Below are 18131 nucleotides of genomic sequence, written 5' to 3' on the forward strand. Positions count from 1 at the left end.
TTTTTCTGATTGTGGTTACGTTCTTGCATCTTCCACTGCTATAGTCAACCACCCCCAACCCCTCCTTATCCAAGGAGGGGAGCTTTCTTTACTCCCAACCTGCAACCTCCTACCCTTCCAACTTTCTAACTTTCTAACTTTCTAACCTTCCAACTAAACCGGTTCCGTCTACGATTTCGGCGACGTAGGTTTTTAGGGTTACGTCAAATTCTTGCTGGTAGGCGGTGGTCATTTTTTGCGTAAAGGCATCCAGGCCGCTTAGCTTTACTAGGTTAATAGTACAGCCCCCAAAACCGCCACCCATCATGCGGGCGCCTAAAACCGAATCATCTTGCCGTGCCAAATCAGCTAAGAAATCCAGCTCCCGGCAGCTTACTTCATAGTCGTGTTGTAAGCCCTGGTGCGATGCGAACATTTTCTGCCCAAACGCAGCTAGGTCGTTGTTTTCTAAATCTTGGCAGGCCGCTTCTACGCGGTTATTTTCCTGCACCACGTAGCGGCAACGTTTGTAGATAATGGGTTCAAATTCGCTTTCGTGGGCAGCCAGCATTTCTTCGGTAACATCGCGCAGGCTTTGTACTTCGGGGTAATATTTTTGCAACAAGGCTACGCCGGCTTCGCATTCTTTTCGGCGGGTATTGTATTCCGAGGAGGCCAGCGAATGTTTTACCTGCGTATCGCACAGCACAATGCGGTAATCGGTAATATCAAAAGGATAATACTGGTACTCCAACGACCGGCAATCGAGTTTTACCACATGATTTTTTTTGCCGAAAGTATTGGCAAACTGGTCCATAATACCGCTCATCACACCGGCAAATTCGTGTTCGGCTTTCTGCCCCATTTTTACCAGGTCAAACTTTTCGATGTTTAGGTTAAAGATGTGATTTAAGGCAAAGCCTAGTCCGCACTCAATGGCTGCTGAAGAGGATAAACCCGCCCCAATGGGAATATTGCCGCCAAATACCACATCAAAACCAGATAACTGGTGACCGGCTTCTTGCATTTGCGCGATTACGCCCAACAGGTAATTAGCCCAGCCAATGTCTGATTTTTTTACGTCCTGTAAGCTAAACTCGGCCTGCTCGTGCAAATCAAAAGCGTAGGCCCGGAACAGGTTCGTGTTGTTAGGAGCCACGGCAAAGTAAACTTCTTTATTAATGGCAGCCGGTAACACAAAGCCGTTGTTATAATCGGTATGTTCGCCAATTAAGTTTACCCGACCCGGCGAGCGCACTAGTACCGGTTCTTGTTTGTAAAGTTCTTTAAATTTTAAAATTATCTCGTTGATCATAGTTTTAGATTTAGCAGCCAAAGTGAACGGCTGATAATAGCTTGGTTTACGCAGAGATTTTTGGCTTGTTTACAACCAGGCACCTTAGGCCTCATCCTGCACCAGAAACCGGTAAACAGTGGATTGCTTAAAGGTATCGCCAGGGTTCAGGATAGCAGATGGAAAGCTGGGTTGGTTCGGTGAATCGGGAAAATGCTGGGTTTCGAGGCAAAAACCGTAGTGTTTTTTAAAAATTTTACCATCCGGACCAGTTAAAGAGCCATCGAGGAAGTTGCCAGAGTAAAACTGCATGCCCGGTTGCGTGGTATAAGCCTCTAGTACCCGGCCGGTTAATGGTTCATATACCCAGGCCGCTAATTCCAGTTGACCGTCCTGTTTTTTGGTGAGCTCGTAATTATGGTCGTAGCCGCCATCTACCTCGGCAATGCGCGAGCCAATGGTGTGCGGGGTGTTGAAATCCATGGGCGTACCAGCTACAGGCCGTAACTCTCCGGTAGGAATTAAGTTATCGTCGATTACCGTGTACCGGTCTGCCTGAATATACACCTCGTGGTTTAAAGCATCTTCGGCCTGCCCCGCCGACAAATTAAAATAGCTGTGGTTGGTTAAGTTAATCGGGGTGGCTTTATCGGTAGTAGCTTCGTAGTCTATTCTTAATTCATTTGCCTCCGTAAGTGTATAAGTAACTATGGTAGTTAAGGTACCCGGATAGCCTTCTTCTCCATCTGGGCTAATGTAGGTTAGCTGTAAAGCATTTTGCTCGCGCAGCATTTGGGCAGTCCACACTTGTTTATCGAAACCCTGCAAACCGCCGTGTAAATGATTCGGTCCGTTGTTTATGGCTAAGGTGTACTCTTGCCCATTCAGGGTGAATTTGCCTTGGGCAATGCGGTTGGCGCAACGGCCGGCAATAGCACCAAAGTAAGGATGTCCGGCTAAATACGTATCCAGGTTATCAAACCCCAATACCACGTTGCCAGCTTGTCCGTTTTTGTCCGGGGTAACAATTTGTGTGATAATGCCGCCGTAATTGGTGATTTTTACTATCGTACCTTGTTTATTAGTAAGCGTATACAGCTTTACTTCGGTACCATCCGGGATTTTACCAAAATTTTCTTCTTGCATGAGTTTATTATTGGTAGATCTATTTTCTGCTCCGGGAATCGTAGCAGCACTTTGTTCGGCTTTTCTGATGGATTCGTTTTAAACTTTGCTTACGCCAGATTACCCTCAAGGAATTAAAATGAGCGTTAAATTTTAAAAATTTTATTTACTCCATCCACGAAACTACCGGTATTTATAAAATCCGGCATAACCTACTAAAAAATCAGTAATTAAACCAAGGCTAATACCTGGTTTAAGGTTGCAAGTATAACAAAGGCATAATTTATAAAAGCGAATTTGTTTCAATAAAAGCAAACCCTGTTGTAGGTTGTAACTTTAAAATGCTTAAAAACACCGGATATTTCCGCTAAACCCAATAATTAAATTCAATAAAAAAGGCCGGCAACTACTTGTTACCGGCCTTTTTAAAATTGTTGTTACGTTAGATTAGCTTTTTTTGGCAGCAGGTTTAGCCCCACTAGCCGGCGCTAACGATAAAATATATTTTACCATTTCAGAAGCATCGGCTTTAGAAACTTGCGGGTGCGGTGCCATCGGGATATCGCCCCAGCTACCAGCGCCACCTTTAATAATTTTATCAGAAAGTTTATTTACAGCCGTTTTATCAGCGCTATATTTTTTTGCAATGTCTTTGAAAGAAGGTCCTACTACTTTCACTTCCATCTGATGGCAAGCATTACAGTCGCTTTTATCCATAAGAGCCTTCCCTTTTAAATTTGCCGATCCTTGCACCGGTACACCAGTAGTGGCATAAGCCGCCGACGAAGCCAAGAGTACCGCAGCTAAAGCGGCAGTTTTAAAACAATTAACTACTTTTTTCATTTTTAATTTTACGTATATGGAGCTATTAATTTAAATTCTACGTCTACCGGGAATGCATCAACTGGCAATTATTCCTCTGAAACACAACAACCGTTCCGGCACTTTTCAACCACACTAAAACCAGCCATTCACCTTTACATTAGTAAACGTTTATTAAGGGGGATACCTTATAAGCTGTACGTGGCTACATGCTTGCTAAACAAAACTCTAAGTAACAATTTTTATACCTTTTTTTCAAATTTTATCTCTTTTGCTTGGCTTACTAATACTATATTTTTTAAAATCAAAAATGGTGTCAACCATAATTATGGTGTTTACCAACTATTCCAGATAAAATAACCGCATTTGAGTCCGCAAAAATTACTTCTACGTTCTACAATAAACTCCATTTATTTCTGAGTAAACTTCTGGGCTAGTCACTATACTTAGCCCCAAAGGGTAACAAAGCTGGTTACTTAAGTATCTACTTTTACAACATCTACACGGCAATACGCAGAGGCGAACACGCTTACTCATGTTTACAGGCTTACCGCTCTTTATTTTAAAATAACTGAAATCCCAAGCCATAACGAGTTCACTAAAATATGATCTCGCATAAGCTAAGTATCCTTAGTTTACTTTCATCTTTTTCGTTCTTAATAATTCTATAAAACTATGAGGGTTAAATTAGTTCTATTATTTGTATTTGGATTTTGGTGGTTAACTAGTAATGCTCAAGTAGCGGTGGATAATGCGTTTGGGCACATACAAACCCAAACCAGGCACTTACTTCAAGAAATTACCTTAGCGCAAACGCCCGACCGGCCCGATTTACTTATTCCGCGTTCGCTCACCCTTACAGGCACGTTAAAGCTGGTAGCTACGAAAGATTGGACTAGTGGCTTTTTTCCGGGGAGCTTATGGTTTTTATATGAGCACACCAAAGACCCGTTCTGGTTAGCGCAAGCCCAAGCTTATACCGCCAAACTCGCCCCCGAGCAGTACGACACGGGTACCCACGACGTAGGTTTTAAAATTTACTGCAGCTACGGCACTGGTTATAGGCTTCAGCCTAATGCCACGTATCGCAATGCTATTATACAAGCAGCAAAATCGTTAGCTACGCGGTTTAACGCAAAAACAGGTTGTATCCGATCCTGGGATCATAGTACTAACTTGTTCCAATACCCCGTAATTATTGACAACATGATGAACTTGGAGTTGCTGTTTGCGGCTACCCGGTTAACCGGGGATATATCGTATTATAACATTGCGGTATCGCATGCAAATACCACCTTGCTAAACCACTTCCGCCCGGATGGGAGCTCCTGGCACGTGGTGGACTATGACGCCAATACTGGCCAGGTACTAAAAAAAGACACTTTTCAGGGTTATAGTAGTTCGTCGGCTTGGGCTCGAGGCCAAGCTTGGGCCTTGTATAGCTACACCATGTGCTACCGCGAAACTAAGAACCCGGTATATCTGCAACACGCCGAAAAAATTGCCGCATTTATTCTAAATCACCCACGATTGCCCGTTGACTTAATACCTTACTGGGACTTTGATGCACCTCTTATTCCAAATGAGCCGCGCGATGCTTCTGCAGCTGCTATTATCGCGTCTGCTCTGTACGAATTAAGCACCTACAGCACGCAAGCCAGTAGTTATTTGGCTACCGCCGATAAAATAATGACCACCCTTTCTACCCAGTACATTTCACCAGCAGAACAAAACCGGGGATTTACCTTGCTGCATAGCACCGGGCACAAACCCGCCGGAACCGAAATAGATGTACCTATTATTTTTGCGGAGTATTATTACCTAGAAGCATTGATGCGCCGGGAACAACCCAATACGGCTCCAGTGCTTAACCCCATTGGCAACAAAACCATTACTGTTGGCCAAACTGTAAGCTTTACAGCTTCGGCCACTGATGCAAATGCAAGCCAAACTAAAATGTATTCTTTAATTAAGCCCCCCACCGGATCTTCTATTAATTCCACCACGGGAGTTTTTAGTTGGAAACCTACGCAGGCAGGCACGTTCCCCTTTACTGTAAAAGTAACCGATACAGGTTCGCCGGTTTTAACCGATGAAGAACTTGTAACCGTTACCGTAAAACCGGTTCCTACTTATACTTTGCAGGTAAATGTTACGACTGGTGGCTCTGTTACTAAAAATCCTAATCAAACCAGTTACCCCAGCGGTACTACGGTTACTTTAACGGCAACGCCGGCCAGTGGCTATCGCTTCACTGGCTGGTCTGGTGCTGCCACGGGAACAACCAATCCCTTGCCAATAACCATGACAGTTAATAAAAGTATTACGGCTAACTTTACTCCTGCCGGACCGCAGGTGGTAAGCTTTACCTTGATGAATGCCACAACCGATCAGCCCATCCGAAATTTAGTTGCCAACGATGTTATTAACCTAGCCTTGGTCAAAAATTTAAATATTCGGGCTAACACGAACCCCGCCACCACCGGCCGCGTGGTATTTAGCTTAAGCGGTGCGCAAACCCGAAACATTACGGAAACTACAACTCCCTATGCTTTATTCGGCGATAATACGGGCAACTACAACAACTGGACACCCATTACAGGTAATTATACTTTAAAGGCTACGGCCTACTCTGCGGCTAGTGGCGGCACGGCAGGCCCACCTTTAACCGTAAGTTTTAAAGTAGAAAATCGCGCGATAGCCAGTACTATATTGGCGGTAGCTTATCCTGTGCCTACTACAATAGGCCAAGTTCAGGTAAATCCTGGCTCTGCCTGGCAAGGAGAGGTAGTATATACGCTGGTATCGGAAGTGGGGCAAACTTTAGCTACAGGAGAACTAAAATTAAGCGAACCAACCAGCCAGCTAGAGTTTAATTTTTCTAAACACATGCCGACCAGAGGAATCTACTACTTACACCTGCATAACAAAGATAGCAACCAGCAAAAAGTAGTATTAAGGCTTATGAAAGAATAATAGCTTGCTGAAAATCCACAAATTTTAAAAAACTGGCCCTTCTTGCGGCGTTATGGATGGTTGCGCTGTTTTAATTACCGGCCACTTCTTTTTCCATTCAATTTTATCCAGTAGCATTACCCTGCCCGTTTCCGGGCTGTCTTTCCGGAAGCCGTGGTAGAGCATCCAGGTTTGGCCGGCTTTGTCCGTTACCAAATCACCATTGTGCCCGGGGCCGACAAAGCCCGTTGGGCCGGTGTTTTTACTTAAGAGCTGGGTGCCGCCATTTTCGAGCAACGGTTTCTTGTTTTTATCCAGGTAAGGACCTTTAAACTTTTTAGATCGGCCTACTTTTACTTCGTAAGTGCTTTTTTCGCCTTCGCAGCAGGTGCCGGTAGAGCCTAGGTAATAATAGTATTTGCCTTTTTTATGGATGTAAGAACCTTCGTAAGCGGTGCCGGCCAGTTTAAATTTTTCGCCTTTTACTTGGGTACCGTCCTCGGAAAGCTCTACGCCGTAAATCCCGTGAAAACTGCCCCAGACTAAGTACGGTACGCCTTTATCCTCGAAGAAAAATGCATCGATGGAATTATCTACGCCAATTTCTTTACTCAGAAACAACTTGCCATGGTCGGTAAAGGGGCCTTCGGGTTTATCAGAAGTAGCTACGCCAATGCCTGGGTTCGGGTCGCCCCAGGTAGAGAAAGAATAGTACAGGAAGTATTTGCCTTTGTAGTAGACCGCATCGGGTGCCCAAATACCGCCTTTTTCCTTCCAATCCGGTTTTTTGGTCAGCGCATCGCCTACTTTCTCCCAGTTTACCAAATCTCTGGAGCGCAAAATCGGAGTTATAAAAGGCCCGCCAAAATTATCCCTCGACCAATTAGCCTGAGTAGAATACGAATAGAAATAGCCATCCGGGGCTTGTACCAGATTAGGATCCGGAAAATCATGATTAAATACCGGATTTTGATAGGTAAGCTTTTGCTGGCCGCTGGTAGCTGCGCCGGATTGAGCATCAGCTGATTCGGGATTTATAAAAAAGCTGTAAACCAGAATAAGCGGTAAAATCAGGAATTTAGAAGCGAAAGAATACTTCATAGCATTAAGAATTTTTAAAAATTTTGTTTTTCCGGTACGAAAATAAACGCCCTATTTCTTACTCCCCGGATGGTTTTGTAATGGCAGTTTCAATGGCTAAAGGTATCCCGAAATCCGGAGTACCATTTGGCTTCCAGGTAAACTTTTGAATACGTGTGCTGCGGCCACTGCATGCGCCGTTTGCTTCGGACTTGGCGTGGTACACAATCCAATCTTCTTTGCCGTCCGGCGATTTGGTAAAACTGTTGTGGCCCGGGCCGTATACGTTGTTTTCCGGGGAGGCTTTAAAAACTGGAGCAGGGGCTTTTTGCCAGGTTTTCCCGGATAATAAATCGCTTGTAGCCGAAGCGGTAAGCATGCCCAACGCGTAATTATCGTCCCAACACGCACTGGCCGAGTAAATAATGTGCAAAGTACCTTTCTGCCCCATTAAGAACTGCGGTCCTTCCAGAATTTCGCGGTCTTTAAACTTTTCCCAGTCATAAGTAGGCTTGGCAATTTCTATTTGCTTCTCGCTGATGGTCCAGGGGTTTTTCATTTCCGCGATAAACAAGCGGCTTTGCGGCCCCACGTACGCCGAATACAAAAAATAACGTTTGCCGCGGTGCTCAAACACCGACCCATCCAGGCCAGAGTAATTCGTATTTATTTTGCCTTTATCTACCCAGGTGCCGGTGAGTGGGTCTTGGCTGGCGTTTTCCAAAACAAACACGTAGCGGGTTTTATCGCCGGGGTTGGCTTTGTCCGTGGCCGTGTAGTAGATGTACCACTTGCCATCTAAGAAATGGATTTCGGGCGCCCAGATGTCTTTGCTGTTTGGCCCGGCGGCGGGTGGCGTCCAGATTACCTGCGGGCTGACTTGTTTAATACCGCTCAAAGTTTTCGATTTGTAAATAGCCAGTTTATTGCCGCCCGTAGACATAAAGTAGTAATTGCCGTCGGTATGCCGGTAAGCCCAAGGGTCCGGTCCGTTGGGCAACAGCGGATTGGTAAAGGTTTTATCCTGCGCCTGGGCAGTTAAAGCACTCCAAAAAATTGTTAATGCTAAAAGCAGAGCATCTGTTTTTTTAAATTTTTTCATTTTAGAACGCTAAAACGCTTCGGATAAAAGCAGTTTACAACCTGGTTGCTGCCGTAAAAACACGATAATGTTTTAAAATAGCCGCCGTTTTCACAACGGGCATTAAGTTTATTCATTTTAATAAAGCCTACCAAATCTCCCGTAGCATTTTCCGGTTAACTTTTACTCCATGGTTTGTAATTGATTAAATTTTTAAAAAATTTGATTTAGGCGCTATCAAAACTTTGCTTAAACTATCTTAAACGAAGAAACCCGACAGTTAGCAACCACCGGGTTTAACCCATTTTATGAAGCAATGAAAAAATATTCTGGGATAAGTTGTTTACAGCTTGCTGTTTTTACCGGCGAATTTCTGGTATTCGGCGTTTACCTGCTCGTCGGTTAAATTGCTGCCGGAGTGCACAATCAGGCGGTGGCGGAAGGTAACCGATTTACCGGGGGCCAGTTTAAAGTTTAACTCTTCTTTGCCTTCGCTCATTGCTTTCTGGCCCAGGGGGTTAGCCGCAAATAAACCGTAGCCGCGTGCGTGCCAATACGTAGGAAAACCCACGTTCTGCGGATTATCCAGTAGCACCAGCGAAACAGGTTCGGCTTTAATGGTGCCGGTTAAGTTTACCCACTTGCCCCGGGTACCCCACACGGCATCGCCTTCTTTGCCTTCGGAGCTGCGGTATTTACCCGTAACGCCTTCGTTATTTAGTTTAGCTACCGGCGTAGCTTTGCCGCTGGCATCAGTAAATACTTCGGGCTTATCGGAAGGGTGTTCCAGTTCCCGGGCTAACCGCAAACCAATCACGCCTTCTTTGTTGTCTTTAAATAATACTTCTTCTTTTAAAGCAGTGAGCGTAGTAATGCGGTCGATGTAGCGGCTGTTGCCGGAGCCGCTAAAAATAAAGCGGGTGTCTTCGCGGAGCAAGTTGGTACCGTCGGGCTTTTGCCAATCCATGGTTACGGCGAGTTCGGCCTGGTTATCGCCATTGGTCATTTTTAAAATTTTGTTGTGTTTAATGGTGCCGTACCCGTTTTTCTTGCTGGCTTCAATGGCGGTAGAGTTATTCCAGAAATCGAGGCCGTTTACATCGCCGTAGTTAAACCACAAACCCACGTGGTGCGGATGGTCTACGCGTTCGCCTGGTCGCGGATCGTAGGGCCAGCCCCGGGTAATAAGCGTGCCTTTACTGGTGCGGATGGGGTACAACACCGGTTTCATTAAATCATTTGGGTAGAAGTACGAAGTAAAAGGTTGGCCATCTACCAGCACATCTACCCGTTTGTTTTTGGCATCAGCTACCAGCGTAAATTTTTGGGCTTTAGTTTCAACGGCACTTTGTTTTTTTAAAATAAAACCGGCGCTGATTATAAGAACTACCAGAAATATACCGGCCCCAACAGGCTTCTTTTTTATTTGCTGCATGGTTATCGAAACAGTTAAACAAACCTTCTGTCATTCAAATAGAAACTTTTCTGCTGTGTAGCAAAATAGGTTCCTCCGGAATAACAGAAATTTAAAAATTTTAAATTTTACAAAATTTTACATTTTGCCTGAGCACGGCGCAGCTGCCCCGGTAAGTAAAAAGGGATGATAAACTTACGTATTATCACCCCTCCTTTTTACATAGATTAACCAGAAATTAAACTAGCTGAGAATTAAATCCTGCTTGGTATCGTCGAAGCTTATTTTCTTGCCAGTAGTTAAAGCGGCGTACGTCATTTGGTTAGCTACGGAGTGGTTGTAACCGGCCCGTACCGAAGCATTCGGGGTTTTACGGCTGCGCACGCATTCCATCCAGTTGCGCATGTGCAAAGAAGTCATGGGGTCGCCGCCGGTGTTAGCGGCAGTTTCTATTTTGGTGGCATTAGGCAAGGTAAACTCCTGCAGCAAATTGGCTTTCATACCCATTTCATCGGCCATTCTTTGGGTTAAACCGCCTTCAGAAGTTATTTTGTTGGTATCCAGGTTCATCATACCGCCGTTGGAGTAATACAGTTCTTTGGTACCGCCGGCCCCGTTATGGAACCGCGAAGAGAACACTACCTGGAAGCCTTTGCTCATATCGTCTTTTGGGCCGTAATCAAATACCGCGGTCATGGTGTCGGCGTTTTTGCGGCCGTCTTTCCACATGTAAATACCGCCGTTGGCCGATACGCTCCGGGGGTGGTCCAGGCCGGTAAACCAATGCACGGTATCAATCTGGTGCGACATCCATTGGCCCGGAATACCGGTGGAGTACGGATAAAACAAACGGAACTCTAAATATTTCCGGGGGTCCCAGGCTTCTTTGGGCCGGTTCATTAAAAAACGGTCCCAGTCGGTATCTTCTTTCCGGATTTCTTTGGTAAGCGGCACCCGCCAGCGGCCCGGCTGGTTTACGTTCCAGCACATTTCTACCATGGTAATATCGCCGAATTTACCCGACCGGATAAACTCGTTGGCGGCAATGTAGTTGGGGGCACTGCGGCGCTGCGAACCAATCTGCACAATCCGGTCCGATTCTTCTACCGCTTTTAAAATGGCCCGGGCATCGTCCATGCTTTCGGCCATGGGTTTTTCAATGTAAGCGTCGCGGCCGGCTTTTACGGCTTCCACACCCATTAAAGCATGCTGAAAATCGGCGGTAGAAATAATAACGGCATCAATATCTTTATTTCCGTAGAGTTCGTCGTTGTTCCGGTATTTTTTAATTTTCATGCCGGTTTTTTCCTTAATATAGGCTTCTGCTTCGTCGCGGCGGCGGTTCCAGATGTCCGAAACTCCCATAAAAGCAAAATTCAACTCTTTCTGATGGTCCATGAACGAAGGAACCAGGGAGCTTTTAAACCGGCTGGAGAAACCCACAATACCCACATTTACGCGATCGTTGGCGCCTAAAATGCGGCCGTAGCTTTTCGCACTGATGCCCATGGCGGCTACGCCAATGGTACCGAGCGCCGCTTTTTTAATAAAATCTCTCCGGGAATTTTCTTTATTATTTTCCATTATTAATTAAGGTTTAATAGCACTATTTAATATACCTGCGGGTTAAATTTTCCTGATTTTAATGTTGCGGTAATGCACCGTGTTGCCGTGGTCCTGCAAGAGAATGTGCCCTGTAGCGGCCTCGCCGAAGTTGGGGTAATTCTTGTATTTACTTTCGGCTACCAGAGCCCGGTATTCCGGACTGGCGCGGGTAAACTCCACTACTTTGGTACCGTTTAGCCAATGTTCCACGTGGTTGTTTTTAGATACAATGCGCACCTGGTTCCACTCGCCAATGGGTTTGGCGTTTTTGTTTTTGGCCGGAATTAAATCGTATAAAGAGCTGATAGTGCGGTTGCCGTTTTTTCCCATTTTAGCGTCGGGGTGGCGATCGTCGTCGAGGATCTGATATTCTAAACCAATAGCGGAACCGGGATGCGGAGGCTCTTTTTCGGTTACAAAGTATTTTACGCCACTATTGGCGCCTTCGGTAAGTTTGGCTTCCAGAGTTAACTCAAAGTTCCCGTATTCTTCTTTCGTTACAATGTCGCCGCCGTTCTGCGATTCGGCTCCATCGGATTGCAGCACCGATAACTCCCCATTCTTTACCTGCCAGCCCTGCGTCGGGAAAGTTTCGCGGTGCGCGCCGCGCCAGCCGTTGGTGGTTTTACCATCGAAGAGTAATTGCCAGCCTTGCTTTTTTTCGGCGGCGGTTAAGGTATTTACCGCGCTGCCAGCCGCCTTGGTTTTACTTGCGCTTGTTTGGGCGAAACCAGTACCCCATAAGCTGAAAACAACTGAACCAGTAAGAATACATAATTTTAAATTTATCATAATTAGTAATACTATACTCTTGTAAATCAAATACTAAACTTTAATTGATTTTTTAAATAATCGCGCCCGATCTGGCCACTTTCTAAAGGCGTGCGGCCTTTTTCCGGCACGGCATCGAGTTCCACAATGGCGTAGCCGTTAAATTTAATTTCTTTTAAAGCCGCAAAAACCTGCGGTAAGTTTACTTTGCCTTGCCCTAACTCCACAAACTGGTAAGGACGTTTGGGGTCTATGGCGTTTTTATCGCGCACGTCTTTTATATGCAAGGCTTTTAATTGACTTTTATATTGCCGGATGGCTTTGGCCGGATCGCCGCCGCCCTGGTGGTAATGCCCGATATCCAGTAATAAACTCACGTACTTGGGATCAACGGTTTGCATAATCACGTCCACTTCTTCGGGTGTTTCGCCGAGTTGGTGCATGTGGTTGTGGTAAGCAGTTTGGATGCCGACGGCTTGGGTGCGCTTGCCTACTTCGGTGAGTAATTTGCCGTATTTTACTAAGTCTTCTTGGGTGGGCGTGCCGGTTTTGGGCCTCGACGAATTAGTTACCTGAATGTATTTACCGCCTAAAGCTTTCACGAATTTGGCGTGCTCTACGTGTTTTTTAATCTCGCCTTCGTCGTTGCCAGTGTTTATGTTGGCGTTGCCGCTCGAAAGCATGGCCAGTTCTAACTTGGCGTCGTCCAGAATCTTTTTTAATTCGGCTGGTTTCTGGCCGTACTCCTGGTAGGCGTTAGCCCGCAACTGAATACCGGTAAAACCCAGCGCCGCGATTTCTTTAATAGCTTGCATATCGTTGCCTTCCCAGGTAATAGCCGAGTAGCCTAACTTGATGCCGTTTTGCGCCAAAACAGCCGCTAAAGCATTGGAAGAAAAAACAGCTAAAGGCAGTGCCGTGGCGGCCAAACTTATTTGCGAGAGAAAGCGGCGGCGGGATATTTCTTGTGACATTATTTTGGACTTTACTTCTGGTATTTACTTAGCTTAAACCGGTAAAATACAGCTCTAACCAGTTTAAAAGAGCTAAACGAGTTTTTCAGCTCCTTAAATTTATATTTATTTACCGTTCTATCATAGTAAAAAACCAAGATATTTTCCGATTACGTTATCGTGAACGTTTGCAACCTTAAAAAAATGGTTGCTTAGCCGGGCTAAACAACCATTTTTTTTAAATTTTTTAAAACTTAGTAACCCGTGTTTTGCGGGAAAGATGCCACACCGCCTTCGGTCCGGTCAATTTGGTCGCTTGGGATGGGGCGTAATACGTGGTACGGCTGAATATTGGGGCCGCCATCCGGATTATACTTTTTAACGCGGTCTACTAAAGTACCGGTTCTTACCAGGTCAAACCAACGGTCCATTTCGCCTAATAACTCGCGGGCCCGCTCATCCAGAATAAAGTCCATGTTTAACTGGTCCAGCGTTATTTCCATTTCTGCTTCTTTGCCCGGGATAGCAGCCCGACGGCGGATGGCGTTGATGTGTTGCACAGCTTCGTCGATGTTACCCACTTTGTATAAAGCTTCGGCGGCAATCAGATAGGTTTCGGCTAAGCGGGCCACCATAAAGTCGCGGGAACCGGGCTCATGCTGTACCGATGGCCGCAGCGGATCTAAAAATTTACTTAAAGAAGGAAAGTACCGGTAATTGCCCGAAGAGAAAACTTCGGCCCGGTCAATAATCCGGTAATTTTTTGAGGCTTTGTATTCGGCGGATATATCTGTGGGAGCTACCCAAATGGCGGTATCGCCTAATTTCATGCCGGGAGCTAAAGTAGCTGGGTTATTGGCATAAAACACTTGCTTAAACGAGCCATTATAGCGCGAATCTTTGGTACGGTCGAATAAATCGAGGGTGTACTGCGTAGGTTTAAACCGTTTAAACGGACGGCCATTGGCAATATCGCGCATGGTTCCTTTATGGCCTGCATCGTATTCCATTAAAAAGTAAAGGTGACCGCTGTTACCGCCTCCGTTGGTAATTAAATCCTGGGTGTATTGCACGGACCATACCACCTCGGAGTGCTGCTGGTTGCCTTGGTCGAATACGGCAGCAAACGTAGGCAGCAAAGAAAAATCGTAATTGTTAATAACACTTTTGGCTAAATCGGCAGCCCGTTGGTTATCGTCGGGTTTAGCTGCTTCTGGTATGCTGGCCCGGGTTAAGAGCACTTTCGCCAGTAAGTGTTCGGCGGCGGGTTTGGTAACGCGGCCGTAATCGTTTTGCTTCGCCGGCAATACCGCAATGGCACTTTCCAGGTCTGCCACAATTACATCGTACACATCTTTCACCGACGAGCGGCTGGCGGTGGTTTGCACCTGGGTAGTTTCTTTGAGTGATATGTGAATAGGACCGTAGGTTTGCACCAGCACAAAGTAATAATGCGCCCGCAAGAATTTAGCTTCTCCTACCCGGATGCCTTTTAAAGTTTCGTCTAAGGTAATATTTGGCGCCCGATCGATTACGGTATTGGTGGTGTTAATGGCCCGGTAAAAATCATTCCAGAGATCCCGTATATAATCTACCTGCGAGTTTAAGTTGGGCGTATAATCGTTCACAAACTTGTAATCACCGTCAGCTCCTTTGGTATAAGTATCGGTACCGAAAACGGTAAGGGTAAAGCCGCGCTGGGTGCCGTACCAGGTACGCAAAGGCTCGTACGAGGCTTTTACTGCATCCTCAAAACCGGTAGTAGTTTGGTAATATTCCGGGGTAACACTAGATACTACTTGTTCGTCCAGGATATCTTTACAAGCCTGGCTCATAAATGCCAGACCACCTATTAATAATAATATCTTCTTCATAATAAAATGCTTCCTAAAATTTAAAATTTAGCGTTTATCCCAAACATAATCAGCCGGGCAGATGGCGTACTGATGGTAATTAAATTAACCTGCTCCCGATCGTTGCTGCGGCCTCTGGCTTGCTCCGGATCCAGGTTGTTGCCGTAGTTCGAGAAAATAAATGGATTCTGGGCACTGGCGTACACCCGCAAAGAGGATAGTTTTAATTTGTTGCTGATGGCCGTAGGAATATTATACCCTAAGCTGATGTTTCTGATTTTGGTAAATGAGCCATCGAAATACGACATGGTAGTGTTATACAAAGGACGCTCCTGGTTCTGGTTAGGCCGCGGATAGGCATTGGTCGGGTTGGTAGGCGTCCAGTAATCTACGTCCATGTTGTTATACCGGCCTGCCAGGAAGTTCAGGTTGTTGTATAAATCGCTTTGAATCATACTGCCCTGTCGGGTAAAAATAAAGAACGAGAAATCGATGCCTTTGTAGCTAAACCGGTTAGTAATACCGCCAGACCAATCCGGAATATCAGAACCTAGAATTTTCCGGTCTAAAGCGTTAATGGCGCCATCGTTATTCTGGTCTTTTACTTTTATTTCGCCGGGAGCTTGCTTATACAAGGCTGCCTGGTCTTTTTCGCTGGTTTGCCATATTCCCAGTTTTTCGTAATCGTAGTAAACGGTTAAAGGCTGACCAATAAAGTACAAGCTACCTACATCGTCTTTTTTACCATTATAAATTTCTACAATTTGCTCTTTGTTGGAGTTAAAGTTAATATCGGTGGTCCATTTAAAGCCGTCGCCGCCCCTATCTACGTTTACCGTAGAAACCGCTACTTCTAAACCGGAGTTTTTGCTTTTACCTACGTTCTGAAGCACGCTACCGTAGCCACTGGTAAAGGGCAGGTTCCGAGGCATCAACAAATCAAAAGTGTTCTGTTGGTACACTTCCACCGAACCAGAGATGCGGTTATTAATAAAGCCAAAGTCTAAGCCCACGTTGGTAGTAGCGGTAGTTTCCCAGCGTAAGTCCGGATTTACCAAAGCCCGAGGAGAATAACCAAAGGCGCCGGTGGTACCAAAAGCGTAAGTAGTGCGGTTTAGAGCACCTTGTGTAGCGTAAGCGCCAATGCCTTGGTTACCGGTAAGGCCGTAGCTGGCCCGTAATTTTAAATTATCGATAAACGGAATGCTTTTTATAAAACTTTCTTCACTGATGCGCCAGCCAATAGCCGCTGACGGGAAGAAACCATATTTTTTTGTATCGCCAAACAAACCAGTTTCGCCGGCAAATTTAGAAGAACCATCAATCCGGGTAGTTAAGGTCAAGAGGTATTTATCGCGGAAGCCATAGTTTACCCGGCCCATGTAAGATAGTAAACCGCTTTCGTTCAGGTCGCTGTCAATGCCTTCGATGTTAGGCGCATGCGATAGTTTATAGAATAACTGCCGGGCTGAAGTTAAACCGCTCGCCCGGATTTGGTAAAACTCCCGCCGCTCTTTTTGGATGGAGAATAAGCCGGTGATATTTAAATCGTGCGCTTCGTTAAACTTGCGGGTATAGTTCAGGATGTTTTCCAGGGTGTAGGAGAACAAGTAATTATTATCGTTTTGGGCATACGGGGTACCGCCGGAACGGGCATTGGTAAGACTAGCCTGGAACTGACCACTTCTGCGGGTAGAGTAATCCGGTCCAAAATTTAAGCGGTAAGATAATCCTTTGGCAATCTGGTACTCGCCGAATAAGCTGGTAAATATCCGGCCGCGCCGGTTTTCATTAACAATGGCATTGGGTACAACTTCTAATAAAGGGTTGGTTTGCGCGCCATCAGAGGTATTCCGGAAAAGCAAGTTACCGTTGGCATCGTAGGGCGTACCCAAAGGGTTTTCGCGTAAAGAAACGCCGTAAGGGTTCGGACCAAAGTTTAATTTACCTAAGCTCCCCATCATGGTAACCCCAAATTTTAATTTTTCGCCGATTTGCTGATCTAGGGAAATCCGGATATTGTCGCGGGTAAAATCCTGACCGATGGTTACTCCTTTTTCAAAAAAGTGGTTAAACGAAACGGAATAACGCGTTTTGTCGGAACCACCCGAAATGCCTAACTGATGGCTTTGCTGGGTACCAGTGCGGGTAATATAATCCTGGTAATTCGTGGACCGGCCTTGCGCAATTCCTTCTAACTCCACCGCATCAAAAATGGCTTTATCGGAACCAACCGGATCGGCGTCGTTGTATTTACCGGTAGTGCGGCGTGATTCGCGTTTGTATTCGGCAAACTCAGCCCCGTTCATTACGTCGTACTGGTTGATGATACTGTTCACGCCAAAATACCCGTCGTAGGATATACTTATTTTGCCGGGTGCGCCGCGTTTGGTAGTTACAATTACTACCCCGTTAGCCCCTCTGGACCCGTAAATAGCCGTAGAAGAAGCATCTTTTAACACTTCCATGGACTCAATGTCCTGCGGGTTAATATCATTAATATCGCCAGAAAGCGGAATGCCATCGACTACGAAAAGTGGGTCGTTGCCGGCGTTAAAAGACCGCCGCCCGCGGATCCGCACGTTTACACCGCCTCCCGGGCTGTTACCCTGGCTTAATACCTCTACCCCAGCGGCCCGACCTTGCAAAGCTTGCTGCGGGTTAGTAATGGGCAATTCTGAAATTTCTTTCGCCGAAACCGAAGAAATAGCGCCGGTAACCTGGCTTTTCTTTTGCGTACCGTACCCCACTACCACCACTTCCTGTAAAGCTTTGGTATCATCAGAAAGTGTAATGTTTATTGTTCCGGGACCGGTTATTGCCCTTTCCTGGGTGGTATAGCCAATAAATGAGAATACCAGCGTGGTTGCTTTTTCGGGTATGTTTAAAGTATAGGTACCATCCGGGGCAGTTGTAGCTCCAATTGTAGTTCCTTTAACCAACACCGTTACCCCGGGCAAAGCTTCCCCGTTTGGGGTAGTAACTTTACCGGTTATCTGCCAATCGAACAGCACCGGTTTTAAAGCGGTAAAAGCAGCCATGCCCCCGGGAGATGCATTATGGTTGGCATTGGCCAGGGCCGGATATAGCATTGCAGATCCGTTTATCAACAAAATACAAATAAGCGAACTTTGTTTTAGAGTAAAATTTTTCATATAAGCAACATAATTTTTGCAGATTTTTAAAAATCAAGAAAATA

12 protein-coding genes are annotated in these 18131 nt (G+C 45.7%); 1 reads left to right on the plus strand and 11 read right to left on the minus strand.

Features of this window, described 5'->3' with window-relative positions:
- Window positions 1-133: 133 nt before the first annotated feature.
- From HUW51_RS06920 to HUW51_RS06930, 3 genes are all read right to left on the minus strand, one after another.
- Complete coding sequence (locus HUW51_RS06920; RefSeq protein ID WP_185273251.1) at window positions 134-1294, minus strand: galactokinase; 1161 nt, start codon at window positions 1292-1294, stop codon at window positions 134-136.
- Window positions 1295-1378: 84 nt separating this feature from the next.
- The gene (locus HUW51_RS06925) at window positions 1379-2419 is read right to left on the minus strand and encodes an aldose epimerase family protein (protein ID WP_185273252.1); all 1041 of its coding nucleotides are present in this window, start codon (window positions 2417-2419) and stop codon (window positions 1379-1381) included.
- A 426-nt stretch (window positions 2420-2845) separates the two neighbouring features.
- On the minus strand, window positions 2846-3241 hold the full coding sequence (locus HUW51_RS06930) for a c-type cytochrome (protein WP_185273253.1): 396 nt from the start codon (window positions 3239-3241) through the stop codon (window positions 2846-2848).
- A gap of 654 nt (window positions 3242-3895) precedes the next feature.
- Here HUW51_RS06930 and HUW51_RS06935 point away from each other — a divergent pair.
- Window positions 3896-6196, plus strand: coding sequence for an InlB B-repeat-containing protein (locus HUW51_RS06935; RefSeq protein ID WP_185273254.1), 2301 nt, complete (start codon window positions 3896-3898; stop codon window positions 6194-6196).
- A 24-nt stretch (window positions 6197-6220) separates the two neighbouring features.
- On the opposite strand, the gene HUW51_RS06940 is transcribed toward HUW51_RS06935, so the two are convergent.
- The 8 genes from HUW51_RS06940 to HUW51_RS06975 form a co-directional block, all read right to left on the minus strand.
- Complete coding sequence (locus HUW51_RS06940; protein WP_185273255.1) at window positions 6221-7276, minus strand: family 43 glycosylhydrolase; 1056 nt, start codon at window positions 7274-7276, stop codon at window positions 6221-6223.
- A 58-nt stretch (window positions 7277-7334) separates the two neighbouring features.
- Window positions 7335-8357 carry a glycoside hydrolase family 43 protein gene (locus HUW51_RS06945; RefSeq protein WP_185273256.1) on the minus strand — a complete coding sequence of 341 codons (1023 nt, stop codon included), beginning with the start codon at window positions 8355-8357 and terminating at the stop codon, window positions 7335-7337.
- Between the two features lie 322 nt (window positions 8358-8679).
- The gene (locus HUW51_RS06950; RefSeq protein ID WP_185273257.1) at window positions 8680-9771 is read right to left on the minus strand and encodes a DUF6807 domain-containing protein; all 1092 of its coding nucleotides are present in this window, start codon (window positions 9769-9771) and stop codon (window positions 8680-8682) included.
- A gap of 222 nt (window positions 9772-9993) precedes the next feature.
- On the minus strand, window positions 9994-11334 hold the full coding sequence (locus HUW51_RS06955; RefSeq protein WP_185273258.1) for a Gfo/Idh/MocA family protein: 1341 nt from the start codon (window positions 11332-11334) through the stop codon (window positions 9994-9996).
- Between the two features lie 42 nt (window positions 11335-11376).
- The gene (locus tag HUW51_RS06960; protein ID WP_185273259.1) at window positions 11377-12147 is read right to left on the minus strand and encodes a 3-keto-disaccharide hydrolase; all 771 of its coding nucleotides are present in this window, start codon (window positions 12145-12147) and stop codon (window positions 11377-11379) included.
- 26 nt (window positions 12148-12173) lie between these two features.
- Window positions 12174-13100, minus strand: a complete 927-nt coding sequence (locus HUW51_RS06965; protein WP_185273260.1) for a sugar phosphate isomerase/epimerase family protein — start codon at window positions 13098-13100, stop codon at window positions 12174-12176.
- A gap of 233 nt (window positions 13101-13333) precedes the next feature.
- Window positions 13334-14953, minus strand: a complete 1620-nt coding sequence (locus HUW51_RS06970) for a RagB/SusD family nutrient uptake outer membrane protein (protein WP_185273261.1) — start codon at window positions 14951-14953, stop codon at window positions 13334-13336.
- 20 nt (window positions 14954-14973) lie between these two features.
- Window positions 14974-18024, minus strand: coding sequence for a SusC/RagA family TonB-linked outer membrane protein (locus HUW51_RS06975; protein WP_228466952.1), 3051 nt, complete (start codon window positions 18022-18024; stop codon window positions 14974-14976).
- Window positions 18025-18131: the final 107 nt, after the last annotated feature.

It is taken from the genome of Adhaeribacter swui, assembly GCF_014217805.1.
Classification (GTDB): domain Bacteria; phylum Bacteroidota; class Bacteroidia; order Cytophagales; family Hymenobacteraceae; genus Adhaeribacter; species Adhaeribacter swui.

Bases quoted from the DNA above. Each gene is read 5' to 3' on its own strand.
- HUW51_RS06950 (WP_185273257.1), bottom strand. From the start codon at position 9,771: ATGCAGCAAATAAAAAAGAAGCCTGTTGGGGCCGGTATATTTCTGGTA.
- HUW51_RS06975 (WP_228466952.1), bottom strand. From the start codon at position 18,024: ATGCTATATCCGGCCCTGGCCAATGCCAACCATAATGCATCTCCCGGG.
- HUW51_RS06930 (WP_185273253.1), bottom strand. From the start codon at position 3,241: ATGAAAAAAGTAGTTAATTGTTTTAAAACTGCCGCTTTAGCTGCGGTA.
- HUW51_RS06955 (WP_185273258.1), bottom strand. From the start codon at position 11,334: ATGGAAAATAATAAAGAAAATTCCCGGAGAGATTTTATTAAAAAAGCG.
- HUW51_RS06940 (WP_185273255.1), bottom strand. From the start codon at position 7,276: ATGAAGTATTCTTTCGCTTCTAAATTCCTGATTTTACCGCTTATTCTG.
- HUW51_RS06920 (WP_185273251.1), bottom strand. From the start codon at position 1,294: ATGATCAACGAGATAATTTTAAAATTTAAAGAACTTTACAAACAAGAA.
- HUW51_RS06935 (WP_185273254.1), top strand. From the start codon at position 3,896: ATGAGGGTTAAATTAGTTCTATTATTTGTATTTGGATTTTGGTGGTTA.
- HUW51_RS06925 (WP_185273252.1), bottom strand. From the start codon at position 2,419: ATGCAAGAAGAAAATTTTGGTAAAATCCCGGATGGTACCGAAGTAAAG.
- HUW51_RS06970 (WP_185273261.1), bottom strand. From the start codon at position 14,953: ATGAAGAAGATATTATTATTAATAGGTGGTCTGGCATTTATGAGCCAG.
- HUW51_RS06945 (WP_185273256.1), bottom strand. From the start codon at position 8,357: ATGAAAAAATTTAAAAAAACAGATGCTCTGCTTTTAGCATTAACAATT.
- HUW51_RS06965 (WP_185273260.1), bottom strand. From the start codon at position 13,100: ATGTCACAAGAAATATCCCGCCGCCGCTTTCTCTCGCAAATAAGTTTG.
- HUW51_RS06960 (WP_185273259.1), bottom strand. From the start codon at position 12,147: ATGATAAATTTAAAATTATGTATTCTTACTGGTTCAGTTGTTTTCAGC.